21 protein-coding genes and 1 pseudogene are annotated in these 22108 nt (G+C 43.8%); 14 read left to right on the top strand and 8 right to left on the bottom strand.

Annotated features, from left to right (window positions below; translation table 11 throughout):
* Nucleotides 1-163 precede the first annotated feature (163 nt).
* Genes MKX68_RS04305 through MKX68_RS04295 form a run of 3 tightly spaced genes read right to left on the bottom strand, consistent with a single transcriptional unit; the run spans nt 164 to nt 2214 of the window.
* Nucleotides 164-1231 carry an S-layer homology domain-containing protein gene (locus MKX68_RS04305; protein WP_340909405.1) on the bottom strand — a complete coding sequence of 356 codons (1068 nt, stop codon included), beginning with the start codon at nt 1229-1231 and terminating at the stop codon, nt 164-166.
* A gap of 39 nt (nt 1232-1270) precedes the next feature.
* Nucleotides 1271-1675, bottom strand: coding sequence for a hypothetical protein (locus MKX68_RS04300; protein ID WP_340909403.1), 405 nt, complete (start codon nt 1673-1675; stop codon nt 1271-1273).
* Nucleotides 1676-1722: 47 nt separating this feature from the next.
* Complete coding sequence (locus MKX68_RS04295) at nt 1723-2214, bottom strand: hypothetical protein (protein WP_076209643.1); 492 nt, start codon at nt 2212-2214, stop codon at nt 1723-1725.
* 200 nt (nt 2215-2414) lie between these two features.
* On the opposite strand from MKX68_RS04295, the gene MKX68_RS04290 reads away from it, so the two are divergent.
* The 3 genes from MKX68_RS04290 to MKX68_RS04280 all read left to right on the top strand — a co-directional run bounded on the left by MKX68_RS04290 (nt 2415) and on the right by MKX68_RS04280 (nt 3286).
* Complete coding sequence (locus MKX68_RS04290; protein WP_340909401.1) at nt 2415-2612, top strand: hypothetical protein; 198 nt, start codon at nt 2415-2417, stop codon at nt 2610-2612.
* Nucleotides 2613-2673: 61 nt separating this feature from the next.
* On the top strand, nt 2674-2979 hold the full coding sequence (locus MKX68_RS04285) for a hypothetical protein (protein WP_340909399.1): 306 nt from the start codon (nt 2674-2676) through the stop codon (nt 2977-2979).
* A gap of 70 nt (nt 2980-3049) precedes the next feature.
* Nucleotides 3050-3286, top strand: coding sequence for a hypothetical protein (locus MKX68_RS04280; RefSeq protein ID WP_076209645.1), 237 nt, complete (start codon nt 3050-3052; stop codon nt 3284-3286).
* 120 nt (nt 3287-3406) lie between these two features.
* Here MKX68_RS04280 and MKX68_RS04275 read toward each other — a convergent pair.
* Nucleotides 3407-4726 (bottom strand): annotated as a pseudogene (locus MKX68_RS04275) (IS3 family transposase).
* Nucleotides 4727-4958: 232 nt separating this feature from the next.
* Between MKX68_RS04275 and MKX68_RS04270 the strand changes: the two are divergent.
* Nucleotides 4959-6017, top strand: a complete 1059-nt coding sequence (locus MKX68_RS04270) for a flavin-containing monooxygenase (RefSeq protein WP_340915278.1) — start codon at nt 4959-4961, stop codon at nt 6015-6017.
* 265 nt (nt 6018-6282) lie between these two features.
* Nucleotides 6283-6630 carry a hypothetical protein gene (locus MKX68_RS04265; protein ID WP_340909397.1) on the top strand — a complete coding sequence of 116 codons (348 nt, stop codon included), beginning with the start codon at nt 6283-6285 and terminating at the stop codon, nt 6628-6630.
* 282 nt (nt 6631-6912) lie between these two features.
* Here MKX68_RS04265 and MKX68_RS04260 read toward each other — a convergent pair whose 3' ends face one another.
* The 3 genes from MKX68_RS04260 to MKX68_RS04250 form a co-directional block, all read right to left on the bottom strand.
* Nucleotides 6913-7533, bottom strand: coding sequence for a hypothetical protein (locus MKX68_RS04260; protein ID WP_340909394.1), 621 nt, complete (start codon nt 7531-7533; stop codon nt 6913-6915).
* 173 nt (nt 7534-7706) lie between these two features.
* Nucleotides 7707-9149: a VanZ family protein gene (locus MKX68_RS04255; protein ID WP_340909392.1), complete on the bottom strand. Its 1443-nt coding sequence runs from the start codon at nt 9147-9149 to the stop codon at nt 7707-7709.
* Between the two features lie 159 nt (nt 9150-9308).
* Nucleotides 9309-12428, bottom strand: a complete 3120-nt coding sequence (locus MKX68_RS04250; protein ID WP_340909390.1) for a glycoside hydrolase family 2 TIM barrel-domain containing protein — start codon at nt 12426-12428, stop codon at nt 9309-9311.
* Nucleotides 12429-12521: 93 nt separating this feature from the next.
* On the opposite strand from MKX68_RS04250, the gene MKX68_RS04245 reads away from it, so the two are divergent.
* Complete coding sequence (locus tag MKX68_RS04245; RefSeq protein WP_340909386.1) at nt 12522-13388, top strand: helix-turn-helix transcriptional regulator; 867 nt, start codon at nt 12522-12524, stop codon at nt 13386-13388.
* Nucleotides 13389-13393: 5 nt separating this feature from the next.
* On the opposite strand, the gene MKX68_RS04240 is transcribed toward MKX68_RS04245, so the two are convergent.
* The gene (locus MKX68_RS04240; protein WP_340909384.1) at nt 13394-15448 is read right to left on the bottom strand and encodes a helix-turn-helix domain-containing protein; all 2055 of its coding nucleotides are present in this window, start codon (nt 15446-15448) and stop codon (nt 13394-13396) included.
* 494 nt (nt 15449-15942) lie between these two features.
* Here MKX68_RS04240 and MKX68_RS04235 point away from each other — a divergent pair, with 494 nt between their 5' ends.
* The 8 genes from MKX68_RS04235 to MKX68_RS04200 all read left to right on the top strand — a co-directional run bounded on the left by MKX68_RS04235 (nt 15943) and on the right by MKX68_RS04200 (nt 22085).
* On the top strand, nt 15943-17163 hold the full coding sequence (locus MKX68_RS04235) for a metal-dependent hydrolase family protein (RefSeq protein WP_340909380.1): 1221 nt from the start codon (nt 15943-15945) through the stop codon (nt 17161-17163).
* Nucleotides 17164-17219: 56 nt separating this feature from the next.
* Nucleotides 17220-18386 (top strand): hypothetical protein, encoded by a 1167-nt coding sequence (locus MKX68_RS04230; RefSeq protein ID WP_338592082.1) that lies wholly within the window; start codon nt 17220-17222, stop codon nt 18384-18386.
* 256 nt (nt 18387-18642) lie between these two features.
* Nucleotides 18643-19578, top strand: coding sequence for a helix-turn-helix domain-containing protein (locus MKX68_RS04225; protein ID WP_340909378.1), 936 nt, complete (start codon nt 18643-18645; stop codon nt 19576-19578).
* A gap of 27 nt (nt 19579-19605) precedes the next feature.
* Nucleotides 19606-20094 (top strand): DinB family protein, encoded by a 489-nt coding sequence (locus MKX68_RS04220; RefSeq protein WP_340909376.1) that lies wholly within the window; start codon nt 19606-19608, stop codon nt 20092-20094.
* 189 nt (nt 20095-20283) lie between these two features.
* On the top strand, nt 20284-20571 hold the full coding sequence (locus tag MKX68_RS04215; RefSeq protein ID WP_338592090.1) for a hypothetical protein: 288 nt from the start codon (nt 20284-20286) through the stop codon (nt 20569-20571).
* Between the two features lie 223 nt (nt 20572-20794).
* On the top strand, nt 20795-21100 hold the full coding sequence (locus MKX68_RS04210; protein ID WP_340909372.1) for a hypothetical protein: 306 nt from the start codon (nt 20795-20797) through the stop codon (nt 21098-21100).
* Between the two features lie 8 nt (nt 21101-21108).
* Nucleotides 21109-21444, top strand: coding sequence for a hypothetical protein (locus MKX68_RS04205; protein WP_340909369.1), 336 nt, complete (start codon nt 21109-21111; stop codon nt 21442-21444).
* A gap of 122 nt (nt 21445-21566) precedes the next feature.
* The gene (locus MKX68_RS04200) at nt 21567-22085 is read left to right on the top strand and encodes a GNAT family N-acetyltransferase (protein ID WP_340909367.1); all 519 of its coding nucleotides are present in this window, start codon (nt 21567-21569) and stop codon (nt 22083-22085) included.
* Nucleotides 22086-22108: the final 23 nt, after the last annotated feature.

Raw genomic sequence — 22108 nt, 5'->3', positions numbered from 1 at the left:
CGTATTGGCTTCTGAAACTCAGGCTATATGCTTGTTGCCAAGGATGCGTTGTAATCTGTAGGTTAAATTCATAAAAAAAGCGGCGCAGGGAGTATGATATGCTCCCTTATGCCGCTATGTTTCTAGTTATTATATTAGGTTATCTTCTGAATATCCACTCGGTTTAGCTCAGTGAATCTAGTAGTGATTTCACCTGCGGATCAAGATTCAGTGTGTTCAAAATGATCTCAAGCGCTTCTGCGCGAGTGGCATTGCCTTTAGGATCGAATCGATCCTTTCCTTTGCCATTGACGATGCCCACTTGCGCTGCCGTTTGAATTTCGTTCGCTACGTAAGAACGACTCAGATCCGTGAAATGACCTTTGGATGTATCTTTAGTCATCGTATTCAGGTTAGCGATGCGAGATAAAAGAATGACCATTTTTTCACGTGTAATCGTCTTCTCAGGTATGAACGTCCCACCCTCATAGCCTTGGATTACTCCTGCAGCGGCAAGGTTCATAATTACGTCTTTCGCCCAGTGCTTGTCTAGATCGTTAAATGTTACGTTGTTACTGTTGTCAGCTTGGATGTTGAATGCGCGACTTAGCATCGTGGCGAATTCGGCGTGCGTTATATTCCCGTTCGGTCTAAATGTGTCGTCTTCATAGCCGCTAATCAACTGCACCTTCAAGAAGGTATTGATCGTTTGTTTCGCCCAGTGTCCATGAGTATCCGCAAAATCAGTTGTCGTATTAGCAGTATTTGCTGCTGAGACTTGGGCAGCGAGCTTCTCGACCAGGCTAGCGCGATTCACAATGTTACTGTTAAATACTTCAACTACAGGTTGCTGCGTTGGCTTAGGAGTTGGCTCAGATGTTGGCTCAGGTGTCGGTTCAGGTTCTGGTGAACCTGTAAAGATTGGACTCGATGTGCCTCCGCCGCCAGAAGTTACAGTTGCGGCAAATACATACGACAGCGTAACCGTTTCGCCCGTGTTGCTTGTTACTGTAGCAGCCTTGCCGTTAATCATTCCTGTCGTATGCGTAGCTGCAAAAACATAACCGCTATTCGCCGTTAGCGTCACAGTAGCGGTGTATGCGGTACTCCCTGCGAATGTAACTGCCATTGGACTCCATGTTACAGTGCTTGCCGTGAAGTTCGCTGTGCCAACCGTTGCTGTCGTACTCGGTGCAGCTCCCGTTACTGGGGCAGTGACAGAGATTTTCGCATCCCGCTGCCAATTCGGCAAATGTATACGACAGCGTAACCGCTTCGCCCGTGTTATCAGTCACTGCAGCAGCCTTGCCGTTAATCGTTGTGTCGTAAGCATAGCTGCGAAAACATAACCGCTATTCGCCGTTAGAGTAACAGTAGCCGTGTAGGCCGTACTCCCTGCGAAAGCTTCTTCATCTGGACTCCATATTACGGTTCTCGCCGTGAAGTTCGCTGTACCAACCGTTGCTGTCGTACTCGGCGTAGCTCCCGTTACAGGGGCAGTGACTGTAATCGGTGCGCTTGTAATAAATTCAATAGAGCGTAATTGGACGTAAGAAAATCCTCTGAATGTGGTAACATCACCGTTAAAACTGCCGCTCCCCGTCATCGTGCTAGGCGCACTATTGGTGGTATTCGTCCAATATGCGTATGATCCACTGACACTAAGCGAATCCAAACGACCAATAGAGCCACTCACGATTCCTGCGCCACCATCACTACCAGTTGCTTTAATATCGCCACCAGTTATCGTAATCGTACCACCAGTACTCCATTTGCCGCCTCCGATCCCTGCGCTACCCTCATGCCCAGAGGCTCTAATGTCCCAGATCCAGTAGATTGTGCATAAATCGTCAAGAGGTTGTTATTAGAAACATCAATTCCTTGAGGTGCCTCTACATCACTGCCATCCTCAAGGATAATATGAACATCGCCCGTTATGTTAATCCTATTAGATAAGCTCCATGCACCACTAAACAAATACCAGCCGCTTGCAAGTGTAGAGTTATTCAAATCAGATGCATCATGGATGACCGCTACATTCTCGTTTGTTTGTAGATCGCCATTCTGGTCTAGATACGTTACCCCCGTATTCGCCGATACTGTCGATGTTCCCGCCGGAAGAAGTGAAACAACCAATGCGGCAATGAGTAACATCCGAACGAACGACATCCATCCTCTTACCTGTCTTCTCGAACTAAACCGCCATGCTTGTGTCTTGATGCCTCTGCCTCTCATTTCAAACACCCTCCATCTAAAAAATAGTAACGATTAATAATTTCTTTTCATAGCTTCTTCCTAAAATATGTAGAATTATATCATTTTAATTATCATGAGTTTATCATAGAAAACGATCTCATCAAGGAAATATAAAGAAAACTTTAAATTTCATGGTTTGGGGGAGGAGAGTCCTGATCTTTGCTGGTCGCTAGAGGTACATGGCAAGCGTAATCTTAAAGTTTTCGTTATATGGGAGGTGGTTCTTCCCTACATTGCAAGTTAATATTGATCGGTCGTTTAACATTCCAGATGGTGTTGACCCGAATAATGGTGAAAAAATGGATGTAAGTCACTTATCTGATGATACAGGGAATTCTAATAGCTCTGTATTTGATGCAATCAGAACAGCTATCTAGTCCAATATTTTTTGTTAGTGAGAATTAGAGAAACAACGAGCGAAGTATTATCACTTATTAAATGAGACTAGAGGTGAAAATTCCAAATGGTATAATTGGTTTAGATGACTCTCAACAAATGGCTGAGAAGTTAAACGTGTTACTAGATCAAGCAGAGCAAATAGCAAGAACTGGTTTGGCAAAATGTGACGGACATTCAGAGAGACTGGTATACTTAATGACTTTCAGATATCCCAATATTACAGCAGTACAGGCCGCGGAACATGTTGATATTGCAGCTTCAACAGCAAGAAGAACTTTGAATGCCTTAGCTGAAAAAGAACTGGTATTAAAGATCCAGCACAAAAAAAAATGTCGAATATTTTAACTATGATGTATTAGGTTTATTCGATAAATAATAATAAAAATACACAACTGAATTGAGGAGGGAAATGATTTTGAGAAAGGGTACGAAGTGGGTATTATGGATTCTGGGCTTGATGCTCGCTGCAGTTTTCATCAACTTCTATATGAATCTATATAGCTTTGCTTATGCGCTGATTACCGTGCTTTTACTTGCCTTTATGGGGTGGGGATTCTTAGCAAAGTTAAAAAACGACGTTCGTCAGCATGAAGATTATCATCGAAGAGAACATCAATCTGCGATCGATGACATCGATAGATACACCAGGTAGAATTCAACGAACGTATCATATTTAGCAGATAGCATCGATGATACGTTATAAGCAACTTGCACTGAAATGATTTATGGCTCCCTAAAGTGTACTCTTTGTAAAGGACATTTTGAAAAAAACCTAGGCAACTTGTTGAATCTGCTGTCTGTATTTTACAGGCGGCAGCTTTTTTAAGTTCCATTGCCCTCGATAGTGATTGTAATACGTCATGTAACTTTTAATTTCACGTTTCACTTCTTCTAATGTTTCGCATTCTTTTATATTTGTTTCATCCTTAAAATGCCCAAAGAACGATTCTTGGGGGCATTATCCCAACAGTTTCCTCGGCGTGACATCGATTGACGTAATCTCATTTTCTTTACTAAGGTTTGGAATTGTGGGCTCGTATAATGAAAGCCTTGATCAGAATGAATTAGGACATCCTTTGTTAAATGCCGGTGCTTCTTCAATTGATGGAGCGTGTTCAATGCAATGTCTATGCTTAACGAGGAAGATACTTCATACGCTAAAATTTCATATGTCTCTGCGTCTTTAATGGTAGATAAGTACGCGCGTTTACTACCGTTGTACGTTAAATAGGTGATGTCCGTTAATAACACCTTTCCAGCTTGTCCTGACTTGAAATTACGCTGTAATTCATTTGGACATGTACGATGCTCTTACGTTGCCTTTGCCATTTTACGGGCTGGATTAGCTTTTCGAATGGGACAGATGATCTTAAATTTCTTCATAATTCGGCGAATACGCTTTAAGTTGTACGTCACTTTGTATTGATTTTCTAAGGTCATTTTGATTTGACGTGCTCCTTTGTTTCGCCCCCGAAAATGATACGCTTTGTAGATCATTTTCTTTACATGCTCATCTACTTCGTCTTTATTTACACGCTTTTGCACTGATTTTTCACTGAAGTAATTGTAATAACCTGAACGTGATACTTCCATGACGTCGCATAAATAGCTCACCAACCGCTTTAATTTGTACGTTTTAATCGTCTGATGAATGAATTCAAACTTTAGTTCTGTTGCCACTTTGACTTCTTTTTCTTCATCTGCCTTTCGAGTAGATCTAGCTTTTTTAGTAACTCATTCTCCGCTTGTAGTAATCGGTTTTTTGCTTCTAATCGTTTAATTTTTTCCTCTAATGTTAATTCACGTTTTGATGGGCGGCCTGAATTCGTTTTGCGTGTATCTTGTAAGCCTTCTACACCTGCGTCACGATACGAAGCACGCCAACGTTTCCCGGCAGAACGGATCCGGTCTAAACCAATACATTCGACATCTAAGCCGGCTTCTTCAAAAATTTCACGAGGAATTTTACCTTGTTCATGAAATGGCGCTTAAATTCATCGGTATACGTAATCGCCTTTTCACTAACAGCCATTACATTTGGATTCCGTTCTAGCTGTTCTTGTTCTTTCTTCGTCAGTAATCTTTTCGTCATCACATTTCCGCTCCAACATCTTTTTTTTCATTATAAACAAAATACCCTATAAGCTGGACTTTTTTCAAGTGTCCAGCTTATAGGGTACATTTTACCCAAGAGGGAGTCTTTTTTATGTTAATTTTTTTGAGGAATTAATAGTGATGTTTTCTACTCTTGCTAAATAGACAGTAGTTAAGTAAAATTAACGTATGAACAAGTGATCATATATTAATATATAACAATATTGGGGATGATACATATGTACGATGTATTGGTTATCGGAGCTGGGCAAGCAGGCTTGGCGGCAGGTTACTATCTTCAACAGTCGGGGTTAACTTTTTTAATCGTTGACGCTGCCTCAACTGTTGGGGAATCTTGGCGTAAACGGTACGATTCCTTGCGTCTTTTTACCCCACGAATGTATGATGGCTTACCGGGAATGCCTCTTAGTGGTAATAAAAATAGCTTGCCAAGCAAAGATGAAATTGCAGATTATTTGGAAAGTTACGCCAAGCAAATGCATCTTCCTATAAAGTTAAACTGTTTAATCTCCCGTCTCTCGAAGCAAGATGAGATGTACTATGTTGAAACTAATGATGGAATGATTGAAGCGCGCAATATTATCGTTGCGACGGGGCCTTTCCAGACCAAGAATGTTCCTCATTTTGCGAAATCATTATCCGAGAGTGTAATTCAGCTTCATTCATCAGAGTATAAAAATATTTCTCAATTGCATCATGGAACAACAGTCGTTGTAGGTGGAGGGAATTCAGGTGCCCAAATCGCTGTAGAGTTAGCATCAGATGAACAACAAACTGTATACATATCCATAGCTCGAAATATAACCTTTAGGCCTTTGCATATCATGAAACGAAGTATATTCTGGTATTTTGAAAAGCTCGGCGTATTACGTGCAAGTGCAGATCGTATGGTTGGAAAGTGGTTGCGAAATCAGCCTGAGTACGTATATGGTTATGAGTTAAAAGAGTTGATGATCCAAGGGAAAGTTAACATGCGCCCACGTGCTGTAAATGCAATAGATGACCGCATCCTATATGAGGATGGTAGTGAGACACGAATAGACAATATTATCTGGGCGACTGGATTTAAGCGAAACGATAGTTGGATCGATATCAATACTGCTTTTGATGCCCAAGGTGTAATTATACACGAGAGAGGCGTATCACCGGTTGCTGGACTGTACTTTATAGGGCTACCTTGGCAAACAACGCGAGGTTCAGCACTGTTGGGATGGGTCAAGTACGATGCTCAGAGAATCGTTAGTCATATCAAAGGTAAGTCACATTAAACTATATAAATTGGACTAATCATTTACACGATAACGGAGAGGACAGAAAAAACCTGAAAAAGCAAAGCGTTCGCCTTTATCCCCGGATTTCCCCTTCGGAAAAGGAATCAAAAAATTCTGGGGATAACAGCGATTGGAAGGTTATTCTGTCATCGTAGTGTCTGTGTAAATAACTTTAGTTCAACTTATATAGATTAGATATCAGGAATGAGTAGAAAATATCATAACTCACATTTTTGGGTATATTCCTAAAAGGAGGGATATTATGAAATTATTTAAACTGCCAATGATTCTTTGTGTTATAGTGCTTGTATCTATTGTCTCAGCTTGTGGTGCGGATGATAGGTTACACGGAAAGAGCGATAACTGGGATGTGTCCCTTCAGAGGTCAACAGGGATCTATAGTATTACTTATATAGGTGATGAAAAGCGTATAAAAGATTTTGTGTTTGACCTTACCGGCAATAATATAAAACAACAGGGGAAAGCGCTTGTAGAACAAGGGGTACCATTCAGTATGTCGGGAACGGTTACTGAGGCGGAGAAAACGAAAGACCCGATTACCTTTAAAATGAGTTGGAACAATCAAAGCGAGATTGTAACGTTTGAGTAACTCTCGCATTCGGGAGGTGTTCATCAGTGGTTTGGTGGCAACTATTAATTGCGTGGATATGCATTATTTGTTTGATGATCACGTTCAAAGACAGGATCAGTAAATGGATATTATACCCTGTATCGCTTTTTTGTATCGTGATTACTTTAATATTAGGACTCTTTAATCCCTAAAAAGAAGAGATCAAAATTAAATTTACTTAATCATTTCTATAGTACATAAGTACATACATCATACGTTAGGCCGTTCCCTCAGGGAGCGGCCTTTTTGCACAATCGCATCTTATTTCGCAACAGTTATTTCAAAAGTAGAGTGATCATGATCCTGAACGCTGAAGCGATATTCCAATCCGTTGCGAATAGTCGCCCCATCAAAATCAGACTGATTCACATCACGATCCAATAGACCGATATCCTGGATGACATCTTGTGCATCGTTATACGTGTACTCACTATTGGTTGTGAGAATGAGTGTGGCGATAGCAGTCAAAAAAATTCCACCCGTTGGTTTACGCGTATCACCATTTCCATATAACCTGACTTCCTGTACGCTCTCATCTGCATTCACTACACCAACCAAGCGCAATTCATCATTGATTATATACTCGAAAGCGCTAGTGCCCTGCTCAGAAGAGTTATTCATATTCAAGCGGGTAATACTCAAACCATTCAGTCGATATTTGCCCACGGCGCCATTAAATTTATTTTGGAATTCAACGGTAGTCATATGGAGGCCAGAAAGTTCGATTTGGGATGAAGGGTTCTGATCTATTTCAGACTGATTAGAGTTCGAAGATAAAGTCAGCATGCCATACAACCCAATTGAAGCAATGGCAAAACAGGCCGTTGTTAAAAAAATGTATTTGATCGGCAACCTATTACCTTTGCGCATAGATAAGATCATTAGAACAAGAAATCCCATGAAAGCAATGAAACCAAGAATGAAAAGAGCGGTAAACAGATATTGCAAATTCTCACCTCGTAATCAAAATAATTTCATCGTTTTAGCACCTCATTTATTATAATGTTCTCATGAAAAACTTCAAACTCATACATCAAGGCAGGCAGAAGCTGAAATCAATTCATTACTGCTGGGATCAAGGCATCCCAATGCTCTCCATTGATCTCTCCTTCGAATCGATAAACTGGCTGATAATAACCTTTCGAATCATAGGTGTAAGTCAGTTCATACTTGTTCACATGTAGTTTGTCTCCTTTCTTTAAGTTGTTATAGATCGAAAAGTTTCCCTTGGGAATTTCTTCGTATGCCTCAGCCGGACTGATAATATCAACGACTCGCACATAAATATTTTTATTCATAGAGTACAATAAATTCTGAGGAATCATAGGTTCTGCTGATGGGACAATCATAATTAGTCCGGTATCATAATTGCTGTCACCCTTCGCGATATCTGTAACTGTGTTTTCGATATCCCATCGAACCGTGTCTCCATTTTGCGTGCTGAATATCGCTTTATTAGGCAATAAGTCATTCTGAGTCAACCAACGGCCATACTCTTGTCCTTGTTTGATTAAATCTTCCGGCTCTACAGGAGTGCTTGCTTCGATATTAGATGCCAGCCACCATGTGCCTGTACTGACGTCATAATTAAAGGTATATTCTGTTCCCGTATTGTCAAGAAAAGTCCAAATTCGGTTGTATCCATCAATAGATATGCTACCTTTCTGATGTAATTCAAAATAATCCTTCATTAGAGAGGCAACTCGTTTGGCATATTCCAGGTTGTGAATTTCACTACTGCGATAAAGAGACACTTTCTCGGCCTCATCCGGTAACCTTGTGTTAAGCGTGATTTCGACATGATTCATATTTTGAGAAATAGCTGGACGTATGGAGAGATTACCAAGTTCTTTGTTGTGATAAATGATAAAAGCACTGGAAAAAAGCATCGTAAAAACTAGTGGTATGCAGAGTGCCTTCCATAGTGATCTTAAGGTGATCTTTCTTTGCTCAACACTGTCGAGGATCGCTCTCATCAACAAATATCCTGCCATACTACCTAGTGTATTATGTAGAATATCATCAAGTTCAAATATCCCCCTGCCGGTGATCATTTGAAAAATTTCGATTCCCAACGTTACCAACAGCGATATGAGTAGCACGGGCTTAACGTGACGCGTTTTCATTCCGATATGCGGAAGTATGAAACCGAGTGGTGCGAACATCAACATGTTAAAAATGATGAGCTGGAATTCGCTCAACGACCATTGATTCCATGCATTTATATAGCCACTGAATAGCTCTAAATTGATCCAACCCTCATAATTAGCTCCTCTGCTAAATGTGGTTAAAGTCATGACAATAACAAACCAACCCAAGAGCAAAAATGACGCTATAAATTGCCTGCGGGTTATGCTTCGTTTACCCCCTCTTTTTTTGTATGCAATATATACGGAATAAGTAATACCGATTACAACAACTCCCGCAGCCAATGCAATAGCTAAGATAGGCAATATTCTGCCTATAATCTGTATTAGATCCATTTGTAACCCCTCCATTTATTTTATATTCATTGTCAGCATCTTGTTGGTTTAAAGTATAATCAATGTTAGTTGTAACTCCTATGTATCTATCTTTCACGAATCTTTCAATAATGTAAGATTGTATGAATACAAAAAAAGCACTGCCGGCATATTGCCAGCAGTGCTTGCTTGATGTTATACAGGTTTTACCGTAAAGGTGAAGTGATACGCGCGGTTGGCTGGCAAGGTGTACTCAGCGTGGGTACGTGCGCCCCAGCTGTCATCTCCGCCAACACCCATTTGTTTGTAATTGATGCGGGCGACAGTCTGTGTGCTCTGAGGTAATTTGTACACATGGTCGTTTGCTTCCAGTTCCTCCGGTGTCCACGGCAACGCATTGATTTCAAATGGTATGGTGGCTTCTACATGCAGGCCACTTTGACCATCCGTTGACGTTATTTCAGCGAAGCGTACATCCGTTTTGTTACCACACTCTTGTGGTTTCAGATATGGAACAAATTGATCTCGAACCGCACCTGTGTAATAGCCGAGACGTGCACTGGTTAGACGGTCTGCATAATTGTCATGCGGGCCTCTGCCGTACCAAGAGATTGTATCCAAGCTGTTATTCAGTTGCAGCAACATGCCGAATTCCGGAAGATCGGGTAGGCCCTCGCCTGGAATAAGAGTTTGACTGATTTCCAATACACCATCCGGATCGATTCGGTACGTAATAGATAGCGTACATCCCGGATGTTGATCCCACGTGTAATCGCTCGTCACGAGAATGCCTTGCTCGTCTGCATGGTGCTCGAAGCGAATTAATCTGTTGGTAGCGTGAGCATCTCTCCAGAAGGCAGAACGCTCATTCAGGCGGTTCCCCATATCATTGTCTGTCATGGCTCTCCAGAAATTCGGCCGGACAGGTGCGAGCAATTGCTCCTGATTATTGATCTGATAGGACGTGAGCGTGCCAGTAGCTGGATTGAAGCTCAACGTGACTTGGCCTGTAGCCACTTTCAATTCATCCTGCAGATCCTGTACCTGCGTTTCATTGTCTTGTCCTTGACGCATCGGTTGGATTGGACGCAATCGCGGAGATACCACGAATTGATCCCAGGCAATCTCATGACCTACTCCTGCCCATTTGGTTGCGACTTTCGTAACCAGAGATACAGTCAGCACCGCTTCGTGGAACAGATCGGACGATGGCGTATATGGGATGCGGACTTCAACCGATTCGCCAGGAGGTACCGCGATATCCAGCGTGCCGTTTTCTACAGATACACCATCGTGTGTTACTGTCCATACGAGCGAATATTCACTCAGATCCGTGAACAGGAACTGGTTTTTGATGCGCAGCAGGCCGTCTTTGACATCAACGGTTTCCATACGAACGTTCTGATAACATTTCTTCACTTCTTCCAGCTTCGGTGTAACCGTCTTATCTGCCAGAATGAGTCCGTTCCCGCAGAAATTGCCATCATGAGGGGATTCACCGAAATCTCCGCCATAAGCGAAATATTCTACACCGTCTGCCGTAGTGGTACGAATGGACTGATCGACCCAGTCCCAGATGAATGCACCCTGCAACACATCATATTTATCGAACAAATCCCAATACAGATGCAGACCTCCACAGGAGTTACCCATGGCATGGCTGTATTCGCAGATAATATAAGGTTTCTTCGGACCCTTCATGCGAGCATAATTCTCTACATCTTGTGGGCTGATATACATTGTCGATTCAATGTCACTTGCCGAATCAGAAGGGCGATAATGGAAGGTGCCTTCATAATGAACGAGACGGGTTGGATCGACCTGTTTCAGATAATCGTACATGGCGATGAAGTTATCGCCGCCGAAGGATTCATTACCCAGAGACCAGATAATAACGGACGGATGGTTTTTGTCCCGCTGGAACATCGAGTTACAGCGATCGATTACGTTGTTACGCCATTCCGGCTTGCTCGCGGGAATATTGTTTTCATTCATTTCCTTTTGCCCATAATCCCAGGTGCCGTGAGTTTCCAGATTCGTTTCGTCAATGACATAGAGGCCATATTCATCACACAGTTCGTACCAGAGTGACTGATTCGGATAATGGGATGTGCGCACGGCGTTAACGTTATAGGACTTCATCAACTCGATGTCACGGATCATGTCTTCCCGCCCAATGGATCGACCCTTATCCGGGGAAAATTCATGACGATTGACGCCTTTAAACACAATGCGTTTGCCATTGATTTGCATCAGGCCGTCCTTCAGTTCAAACTTGCGGAATCCAATCCGGCTGCGAACAGCCTCCAGTGTTTCGCCCGATTCATTCTGAATGGACAGCACAAGTGTATATAGATGAGGGGTCTCGGCGCTCCATAGAAGCGGCTGGATAACCTCTGCTGACAAATTAAATGAAAGTTCATCCTCACCTTGGAAAGTAACGGCCGCAGTAAGTGGCTGCTTCAGTACAGTCTGTTGCTGTGCATCATAGAGCTGTGCCTGAACGGACAATCCGTCAGTATTCTGCGCAGCATTATGATTAAATAACTTCAGGTCCAGCAGTAGCTCCGCATCCTGATAGGCGTCATCCAGTTCAGTACGAACAAAGAAATCCGCGATCTGAACCGGTGAAGGTGAATGCAAATATACACCACGGAAGATGCCGCTTAACCGCCAAAAATCCTGATTCTCCAACCAGCTCGCATCACACCAGCGATATACCTCCACAGCGAGCTTGTTCTCACCTTCCGTTAGATACGAAGTGATATCGAATTCTGCGGGTGTGAACGTGTCTTCACTATAACCGACCAGCTCTCCGTTCACCCATACATAAAAGGCAGATTCAACGCCCTCAAAGTGCAGCAAGACAGGACGGTCTTTCCAGTCAGCAGGAACAGTAAACGTGCGGATGTACGAACCCACCGGATTATAAGTTGTTGGTGCAAATGGTGGCTTCAATTCAGGCTCACGCTCGACCCACGGATACGTCATATTTGTATAGTGGGGATAATCGTAACCTTGCAGCTGCCAGTTGGAAGGAACGGCGATCTCGTCCCAGTCACTGGCATCATAATTGTTTTCATAAAAGGATGTAATCCGTTGTTCTGGAGTCTCCGCAAAGGCAAACTTCCATTGACCATTCAGTGATTCGTACCATGGCGATGCGCTGGAATCATTGGACAATGCTTCTGTTATAGATGGAAACGCTACCATAGAAGCATGTGCGGGTAGTCGTCCTACTTGAAAAGTCTCGGGATTGTTGTTCCATTCCGGGTATCCATTTGCCGGAGGGGTGTGTACCAGTTTCTTTCGCATAACAGCAACTCCTTCTGAAATGTTATAATATTGTCATTATAGAATTGAATGATGACTTAGAGAATAAAGAATATTGCCCATATATATCACAATATGAAACTAACGATGGAGAAAGTGGTGTACTGGATGGATACCCGGATTTTTTTTGGTAAAACAGAAGAAGCTGCTCGCCTGCCGATCTATATGACCACGGTTGGTTACTGGGAACACCAATATGAAACCGAGCGTCCAGAGGGATTCCCGGATTATCAGATCCACCAGATTATTCATGGTCAGGGGAGACTGATTATACAAGAAGACGAGTATATCGTTGGACCGGGTGACGTTTTCTTTCTGTATCCCGATGTACCGCATCGATATATGCCCATCAGTGACCGTTGGGAACTGGCGTGGGTCTCGTTTCAGGGGAGAGAGGCTAGCCAGTTATTATCTTATGCGGGGATTACCGGTTCACGCGTATGCAGACTCAGGACAGCCACGCTGCTGCGTGGCCTGGAGCAACTTCTGGTTAGAGGAGAGAATGGGGATACTACGGATTACGCAGATTACGATGTGGAATGCTCCAAACAATTATATGCCCTGCTGCTGGATCTGAAGCCACTACTTATCGCATCCGCCAATTATAATGATGAACTGGAGCGCTTGAAGCCTGTGCTGCGTTATATCGCAGAGCATCTGGATCGTTCGCTTTCGCTGAAAGAACTGGCCGATGTGGCTGTGGTATCTCCCCAATATTTGTGCAGGCTGTTTCAGAGGGCACTCCATACCAGACCTGTATTTTACGTGAACCAGGAACGGATCAATCGAAGCAAACAACTCATGTTCAGTGAGAGAGAGCTTCGAATATATGAAGTTGCTGATCGGGTGGGTTACGAGAATGCCAGTTATTTCTGTGCGATGTTCAAAAGGCATACAGGCATGAGTCCAGAGCGTTTTCGCAAACTGCACGGACTGAATTGATGGAATTACAATTTTAGTGCGCCACTTGCGGTAGGAGCAACAGAGTACACTTCACTTAAATGACATGCAAGATACACTTTCATCCAACCCTCGGAATCGTTCAGATCAATACGTAGAATCTCCTCTATTTTGCGCAGGCGCAGATACAGCGTATTGGTATGAATATGCAAACGTTCTGCTGTGGCTTGCACAGATCGATTCGCAGCAATATAGGTTTTGAGTGTGAGTTCAAGCTCTCCTGATTTTTGCTGTTGAAGAGGGGACAGAATTTCATGAATGTAATTCTCGATATCGGAAGGTTCCTGATTCAGAAACAGCCGATTGATCCCGATTTCTTCGTAGAGCATCACGCCAGCTTTGTTTTGTTTCAGCAAAAAGGACAATGAGCGTGTAGCCTCATCATTGCTTTTGCACACATACTCAAGCCCTTGATAAAGTCCACCTATACCGATGGATAGGGCAGGAGTTTTGGAGGTGGTCCATTTCTCCACAGCCGTTTCCAACTTGCTGATGATCGAGTGTCTGACCTTGGGCTCGGATGCAGCAGCCAAAATCGTAATTTTGTGATGTGCACTGAACAATAGATGTTCACGGGTGCCTAGTTCCTTTTCGATAAAGCCAATCAATTTGCGCACCCAAATTTCAGTTGTTTTCATATCAGGATGTTCCCCATAGAGCTGCAATTGTGCGACGAACAAGGACTGATGGGCTGGCAACTGAAAGCTGGAAAGTCGTGCCTCCAACTGCTGTGGTTCTCTATATTGCACGAGATCGCTGAAAAAATCATGGTTTTTCCGATAGGACATCTCGGTGAGTGAGTAGGTATTCACCATCTCCAGCATTACAATAGCTCCGCCTTGTTCCAAAATCACATGATCCAACTGGCCTAACGGATGATCTAACTGGATGGCAAAACAGCCCAGCACCAGAGATCCATTCACAATGGGATACAGGTAATAATCGCTATGATCATTTCCACCGGATAAGGTGATAGGGTTAAACTGACTGTCTAGAGCGGTATAAATATCGAGCTCACTTAGCAAGACACTTTCCGGGAGGAGCGGGTACCAGTCATTTCTCGCCATATCCACATAATAGGTGGGAAGCTTCAGCATCGATCCAACCGTCTCAATGATATGTCCGAGGCTCACATGTTCAATGGAAAGTGCCGTGAATTGATTATGAATTTCATTGCGGCTAACGAGATATCGGTTCGTCTCCAGCAGTTCTGAATACATGGTTGCGTTGGAGATGGCAATGGCTGCCTGATCCGCAAACCCTTGCATCACGTTCAGATCATGCGGGGCAAATCGTCTGTTTTGTTCAAATTGGTATACCAGCATCACCCCGATTTTGTGGGTGTTCATGGTCACGGGAACGGCGATAAGTCCTTTAGCCATAATACCGTCTGGCAGTGAACTTACAATGATATTCGCATTCTCCTGACTGACATTGCCCATATCCTTAAAGGCATCATCCGGTGTGCTATACATTCGGCCAATGCCTTCCTCGTATACCTTTCCCGTAATGCCCTCATCCAGCTCGCCCTGATATTGATACACACTATCCTGAAAACCGACCTTGGCTCTAGGAATCATCTTGCCAGAGTCCGGATCAACCATCATGAACAGTCCGCAGGAAAGAGAGGGGATGACATGCAGCGCATTCTCCATGATTTTGAGTAACAAGTCGTTCAGCTCCAGGGAACAGGTTAGCTCTCGCAGCCCGGTCAACCATCGATCATTGTGCGCACGTTCCATCTCAATCTGCTGCTTCAGCAGTCCTTCCCGAATCAAAGACTCCAGACGTTCACTCTGTAGCAGAGTAAGCTGCTTCTGGGTATCGATAACCACACGAATGTTGATATTGGACAAAAAAATGAATGTATACCTGAGAGTCTTCCAGGAGGACTCGAGCTGTTCATAATCTGTATATTCAGGTACCTCTCCTTCACGCAGCCAGTTATTCCACTGGAAATCGTATTCATCCTTGATCCAGATTCCGTACGGAGCAGCTCCAAAGACCTGAACCATAAATGAGCGAACCGCTTCATGAATCATAGCAAACGTACCCCTTTTGTGTTCACATGGCAAAATGCTTTCATATATAACATGATCTTCACTATGCTGTGTGATTTATATTTTGTATTGTGTATATCACCATAATTAATATTAAAATGCTGTTGCTATCAACAATGACATTATACATTTGCAACTTATATAATGTCATTAACTTTAACACGATACAATTTCATTGTAGTACAACAGTAGAGCTGTAAATCGAACATGTACACGTAATATTTAAGTTCAACTTAACTTTTTACACGAGAACGGAGAGGACAGAAATAACGTGAAGAAGCAAAGCGTTCGCCTAAAAGCTTTCGCAAGAAAGCTACTTCGGAAGCATAGGCTATCCCCGGATTTTCCCATTGGAGAAGGGAATCAAAAAAATCTGGGGATAACAGCGATCGGAAGGTTATTCTGTCATCGGAGTGGGAGTGTGAATATTCTTTAGTTGAACTTACAACCAAGTCTGAAAATGAGGTGGAGTACAGATGAGTCAAATTACTGCTTTTGTAGGTGCATTGTTGATTGATGGACAAGGTGGAGAGCCTGTTTCCGATAGTGTGGTCCTGGTTGAGAACGGGAAATTCATAGCAGCGGGTGCGAAAGTAACCGTTCCAATTCCGGAAAATGCCGAGCTTGTTGATGTAAAAGGCAAAACGGTGATGCCAGGATTAATCGATGCCCATGTCCATGTACACGGGGCCAAAAATCTGAATATGGCTGCGGTGGCGCTGGAAGCCAATGAACTCCAGATGGGGAGAGCACTTCAGGATCTGCCGAAGCTGATCAACGCGGGTTTTACAACCGTCAGGGATGTGGGTAGCCATGTTGCTGTATACATTCGCGATCTGATCAAGGAAGGTGTGGTGAAGGGGCCACGGATTAAAACTTCCCGTCATATGCTCTCTCAGACGGGTGGGCATGCAGATATCCATATGATTCCAACGGAACTGAATATCTTCACCGTGTGTGACGGCGTTCCGGAAGTCATTAAGGCAACACGCACGCAGTTCCGTGAAGGGGCAGATTTCATTAAAGTGTGTTCCACAGGCGGGGTACTTTCGGAGAAAGATGACCCTCGCTGGTCACAATTCCGCATGGATGAGCTGAAGGCAATCGTGTATGAAGCGGAAGCGGTGCAGTCTTATGTGGCTGCACATGCGCAAGGTGCACAGGGGATCAAAAATGCGCTGGAAGCTGGCGTACGCACCATTGAACACGGGATCTACATTGATGAAGAAGGCATTGGCATGATGCTGGATCAAAAGGCGGTTCTGGTTCCAACGCTGGCCATTGTACATCGGATCATCAAAGAAGGGCATAAATACGGTGTTCCCGAATTTGGCATCCGCAAAGCCCAAAGTGTATATCAGGAGCATATTGAGAACATGATTATCGCGCGTAAGGCAGGCGTAACCATTGCAGTAGGGACAGATTTCTGCACGTGTGCACCTGTTGAGCATGGCGGGAATGCACTCGAACTGCGATTGCTTGTTGAAGATGTTGGATTTACGCCGATGGAAGCGATCGTAGCCGCAACAAGAGATGCGGCGAGAGCGATGCAGATGGAAGCGGAGATCGGTACGATTGAGCCTGGCAAAGCTGCTGATCTGCTGGTATTGAATGTGAATCCGTTGACGGATATTGGACTTCTCGAACACACAGAGAATATCGAACAGGTCTATTTATCAGGTGAACGCTTGAAATAAGAAAGATGGTTCCACGTGTACTGAACTGACAACATAGAGAATGGGGAGAAGCCACCATGTTTAGTCAACCGATATATATCGCCACAGTATTACTTGTTATTTTAGCTATAGGGGAACTGGTTTCGATCTGGTCCAAAGCGCGAATTCCTTCCTTGCTTGTTATTCTGATCGGATATTTGCTGCTGAACTGGGCGGGGTTATTTCCTAAAGGAGTGGTCTCCAGTTCTGCTCTGACGGCGTTCGGGGCTCTCATGGTGGCTCCGCTGATTGTACACATGGGGACATTAATACCGTTGAAATTAATACGTTCCCAATATAAAGCAATACTGATCTCATTGTTCGCATCACTCACGGCGACAGGTCTGATCCTGTTGATCGTATCACCGATCTATGGTTATCCTACAGCTGTTGCCGGATCAAGTCCGGTTGTTGGTGGCATTATCTCTTATCTGATCACAACCACGAAGTTGCAGGAGATGAACTTGGGTCATCTGATTACAATTCCGGCTGTCATTCTGGGTATTCATTCCCTCGTGGGGATGCCGATTGCAACCAATATGTTGCGCAGATATGCGTTAAAACTGCAGAAGCAGGGCGCATTTGAAAACAAGGTTGCAGGGGAAGGACATGTGAACATTAAAGAAGCGAATGCCAAAACATTCCTTCCACAGCGATTCCAGACCGCACCTATCCTGCTGTTGCTCTTGTTCATTATGGGCAGTCTATCCATTTATCTGGGCAATATAACCGGACTTAGCTACAGTATCTGGGCTCTGTTGCTTGGGGTTCTCGGACATCTGATCGGACTGTTCCCATCTCGTATTCTGGATAAAGCAAGTACATCGGGAATTGCCATGATAGGTCTGATCGTAGTCGTTATGACAAGTATGGAGTCGATCACTTTCGATGCGGTGGTTAGTTCCATTATTCCAGTGTTGTTCATTATCGCAATCGGTGTAATTGGGGTTCTGATCGGTGGATTTGTTGGCTCCAAGCTGTTCAAATGGGACCCGCTCAAAGGTCTGCCTGTGGCACTGACTGCACTATTCGGTTTTCCGGGGGACTACATTATCTGTGAGGAAGTAAGCCGTTCAGTTGGACGTGATGAAAATGAACGCAAAGCCATCCTCGATGAGATTTTAACGCCAATGCTGGTAGGTGGATTCACAACGGTCACAACAGCATCCGTGTTAATTGCGTCCATACTGATCAAGACACTTTAAGAGGTTGTTCAAAAACGGTCTTTTTGAACACGCACTATAAGAAAAATTGATGTTCTTTTCATCCCAATTTCAGTTTTTATTAAGGTTGGGAAGGTAAGATAAGTCTTGTAAACCCCTTCTCGTGTTAAATAGATGTGTGACTGGCCCTATCGGATTGTCCTCCGGTAGGGCACTTTTTTTCTTCATTTCTTCGGTTGGTGGTATGATAGATGAATACATAATGTGTAACCAACTCTAGTGATCGGAGGATGGAATTGTGGATCACAGCTTGCACCCGTTGTTTAAGCCTATTCAGATAAATGGAACGTACCCTAACAGTTATTATGTTGAGAAAATACCTGCTGCCGGCTTGATGGCTTATGTGGCCTGTTATTGGGAATCAGGATCTCTTCCGAACACACATGCGGATGTTGCTAATAGTGAAGGTCCAGAGCGAACGATGACGACGGCACCTGCCCGGGTATTGCCGGATGGTTGCACGGACATGCTGATTACATACGACCCAGTCTGTTCAGAGCACTCCTATGCTTACTGTGGCAATTATACACAGCCGTTTGCTGTACCTGAGCCATCCGATGATGGTTCCCCTGCTGGAGACTACACCTTTGGTATCCGGTTCTTCCCGGGCGGAGCGCATGTCTTCCATGGCATGCCTCTGGAGTGGTTTACGGATAAGCGAATTGCCCTTCAGGAATGTTGGCCGGAGAAGCTGAACGAGCTTCAGGAACGGATGGCCGAAACGAATCATTTTGCAGAGCGAGTGGAGGTTATGAATGCGTACTTGAGTCCAATGTCTGTGCAGGCAAGTACGTCTGAGAACGATCTGATGAAAAACGTGCTGCACCGCATCTTTATAGATGGGGGACGTATGAGTGTCCAAGAGCTGGCGATGCGTGAAGTGATCAGTGAGCGGCAGTTGCATCGCAAGTTCTCGGAATGGGTAGGAATCAGCCCCAAGCGATTCAGTGAGGTGGTTCGTTTTCATCGTGTGTTGAGTGATATTCATCAGGGGAACACGGCAGATTGGGCAATGCTTGCCCAGAATCATGGATTTTTTGACCAAGCCCATCTAATTCGGCAATTTCGCAAGTTTTATGGAGAGACTCCGTTGACGGCAGCCAGGGAGCACGGCAGAATGTTGTCCGATTTGTACAATAGATCTGCAGCACCTTCGGTTATACTGAAGTCGTGAGAATAAAAGATAAGGGAGACATCATATATGAATGGAACATTGCAGATTCGGGATCACTTGTTAAATGAATTGGAAACAGGCGTACGGACGGGGGCTTCGTTAATTCGCTTGATCCGTTCGGAGGATTGGTCGTATCGTCCACAGGAGAATATGCGTTCATTGGCGGAGCTAGTGCATCACTTTATCCAGATCACAGCATCGGATCTTGCCATTATGCAGGAGAAAGGTGAAGCTGAGGTTGGGCTGGTAGAGAATAGCCTGTCGGGGACCCAGGATATCGAGAAGCTTGAAGCAACGTTATGGAGCAATTTCGAATCCTACAAAGCCTATATTACGGGATTGAGCGAAGACGACTTTTTGAATCGTTCAACAAAAGCTTTTTATATGGAACATGGTCACTTGCAGGTTCAATGGCAGATTGAAACGGTAACACATGTATTCCATCACCGTTCGCAGCTGTATAACTATCTCAAGCAGCAGGGCCATGAACTGAACTTTTTCATGCTGTATGCGTAATTAAACCTGTAATACTAAAGTAAGCTTAGTTGGCTTCACCGGATGGTCCGGTGGGGCTTTTTTTGCGTACATTCGTCTATCAATCTATGAAGTCTATCAAAATTGGACATTATGACGCTGGTAATTCACCGTTGCTTTAATAGATTTCAAGCATAGAATACCGTATCAAAGCAAAAGGAGGTGATTTCAATGGCCATCCTTTTACCGATACAAAATTATAACCTTCCTGCCGGTGCGGGCAAGTCCTACTACGAAAACCTGGCTGGAGGCACAAATGCCAGTGCTACAGTGAACAACGCTGGACCTTTTCCGGTATCTCTCGTGATCACACGTGTTAATGCACCAGTAGTCACTTACGTTGTTCCTGTAAACAGCAGCCTTACCATTTCTGCAGGTGGAGTTCTGGTTTTTGCCTTGTTAGCAAACGTTGGAGGCGCAGCTTCCGGAACAATTCAATTCGCCGTAGCAGATTTGTAATTGATGTGAACTGGATTGGAATGGCCTCTGTCGGACATCTTGTCGGCAGGGGTTTTTCTTTTTTTTATGTGGAACCTTCTGGATTAAAAGTGATATTATACTAGAGTTTTATTATTTGATTTATTAATAGGTTGTTATAAGAATTAATTTCTTATACAGCGAGAGAAAGGGAGATTTGATGTTTAGAAAGATGTTCATCTGTATTTTGGGGATAACCTTAGTATTGTCTGTAATTCTTTTACCACATGTTGCTCAGGCTGCGACTGAGTTGGCTACTCTGGAGTATGGCAATGGGGCTACATATTATGGAGAGACCAAAAATGGAAAACCTCACGGGAATGGAACCATGACCTGGGGGAAAACCAAAACCTACAAAGGAAGCTGGGCACAGGGGAAACGTTCGGGACACGGCGTATATAAAGTTATAACACGCGGAGAGGACAGTATTACAGAGTCCAAGTATGATGGGAACTGGAGGAATGACAAGAAAGATGGTCAAGGTAAACTTGAGATAAAAAAACTTCTCTGAATGATGTGATGTTAAGAATACGTCTTCAGAGTGGGGCGTTTGTCAAAGATCAATGGGTAACTGGGTATGATATTCAGCATGTAGCAGTAGCAGACCCTCCATATTCGTTTGCTTACAAAGATTCGAAAATGAGTCTTAAAATCTTGGGAGATGCCGGAAATATTTTGAATGGATTAAAGAATAACTATTTCTTCTCGTTTACATACCAAAAGGGAAAAATATATAAAAGTGTTGGTGTTGGAGATGAGTATGATCGCAAGCAATTTAGTTCCTTCATAAAAAGTGTAGAGAAAGAGATCAAGCCTCACATCAATCAATTTGAGGAATTGGCTAAGCAATTATAAGTGTAATTAGAAGGTATGAACGTATACAGATTATAAATGTTGTTTATCCTGACGGTCATTCGATTAATTTAAGGTATAGGCGGCACGCAAATTGGTGTTGGCATACAGGAGGTTAGTGGATGATGAACAGAACAATCTTATTTGAAACGGAACGGTTGGAATGTGCGACTTGGAACGAAGGAGATCGTGCGCTGGCGTTTGCATTGTGGGGCGATCACGAGGTTGCCAAATGGATTAGCAGCAAGGGGTTCCTGAGCGAAGATGAAGTAGAAGCGAGATTAACACAGGAGATTCAAAGGCAGAAGGAAGCGGGTGTGCAATATTGGCCCCTTTTTGAGAAAGAGTCGGATGTGTTTGTCGGTTGCTGTGGCCTGCGTCCGTATTCTTCAGAAGAGGATATGTATGAATTGGGATTTCATCTAACCCGGGATCACTGGGGCAAAGGGTATGCGCAGGAAGCGGCACGGGCGGTAATTGGTTATGCCTTTGACAAAATGAACGTGAAGGCACTGTTTGCCGGGCATCATCCGGATAATGAAGTGTCACGTCACATCTTGATCAAGCTGGGATTTGAGTATACAGGTGATGAACGTTATGAACCGACAGGAAAGATGCATCCATCGTATGTGCTGCGAAAATAAGAAACCCCCGACCAGTGAAGGAC

Source organism: Paenibacillus sp. FSL M8-0212 (assembly GCF_038004645.1).
GTDB lineage: Bacteria > Bacillota > Bacilli > Paenibacillales > Paenibacillaceae > Paenibacillus.
The sequence above is the reverse complement of the archived record's forward strand: the minus strand, read 5'-3'. Positions and strand labels throughout refer to the sequence as shown.

Excerpts from the sequence above, each read along its gene's own strand:
- MKX68_RS04235 (WP_340909380.1), top strand. The coding sequence starts at position 15,943 with ATGAGTCAAATTACTGCTTTTGTAGGTGCATTGTTGATTGATGGACAA.
- MKX68_RS04285 (WP_340909399.1), top strand. The coding sequence starts at position 2,674 with ATGAGACTAGAGGTGAAAATTCCAAATGGTATAATTGGTTTAGATGAC.
- MKX68_RS04200 (WP_340909367.1), top strand. The coding sequence starts at position 21,567 with ATGAACAGAACAATCTTATTTGAAACGGAACGGTTGGAATGTGCGACT.
- MKX68_RS04265 (WP_340909397.1), top strand. The coding sequence starts at position 6,283 with ATGAAATTATTTAAACTGCCAATGATTCTTTGTGTTATAGTGCTTGTA.
- MKX68_RS04260 (WP_340909394.1), bottom strand. The coding sequence starts at position 7,533 with ATGATCTTATCTATGCGCAAAGGTAATAGGTTGCCGATCAAATACATT.
- MKX68_RS04220 (WP_340909376.1), top strand. The coding sequence starts at position 19,606 with ATGAATGGAACATTGCAGATTCGGGATCACTTGTTAAATGAATTGGAA.
- MKX68_RS04255 (WP_340909392.1), bottom strand. The coding sequence starts at position 9,149 with ATGGAGGGGTTACAAATGGATCTAATACAGATTATAGGCAGAATATTG.
- MKX68_RS04215 (WP_338592090.1), top strand. The coding sequence starts at position 20,284 with ATGGCCATCCTTTTACCGATACAAAATTATAACCTTCCTGCCGGTGCG.
- MKX68_RS04240 (WP_340909384.1), bottom strand. The coding sequence starts at position 15,448 with ATGATTCATGAAGCGGTTCGCTCATTTATGGTTCAGGTCTTTGGAGCT.
- MKX68_RS04245 (WP_340909386.1), top strand. The coding sequence starts at position 12,522 with ATGAAACTAACGATGGAGAAAGTGGTGTACTGGATGGATACCCGGATT.
- MKX68_RS04250 (WP_340909390.1), bottom strand. The coding sequence starts at position 12,428 with ATGCGAAAGAAACTGGTACACACCCCTCCGGCAAATGGATACCCGGAA.
- MKX68_RS04295 (WP_076209643.1), bottom strand. The coding sequence starts at position 2,214 with ATGAGAGGCAGAGGCATCAAGACACAAGCATGGCGGTTTAGTTCGAGA.
- MKX68_RS04270 (WP_340915278.1), top strand. The coding sequence starts at position 4,959 with ATGATACATATGTACGATGTATTGGTTATCGGAGCTGGGCAAGCAGGC.
- MKX68_RS04230 (WP_338592082.1), top strand. The coding sequence starts at position 17,220 with ATGTTTAGTCAACCGATATATATCGCCACAGTATTACTTGTTATTTTA.
- MKX68_RS04205 (WP_340909369.1), top strand. The coding sequence starts at position 21,109 with ATGTTAAGAATACGTCTTCAGAGTGGGGCGTTTGTCAAAGATCAATGG.
- MKX68_RS04290 (WP_340909401.1), top strand. The coding sequence starts at position 2,415 with ATGGCAAGCGTAATCTTAAAGTTTTCGTTATATGGGAGGTGGTTCTTC.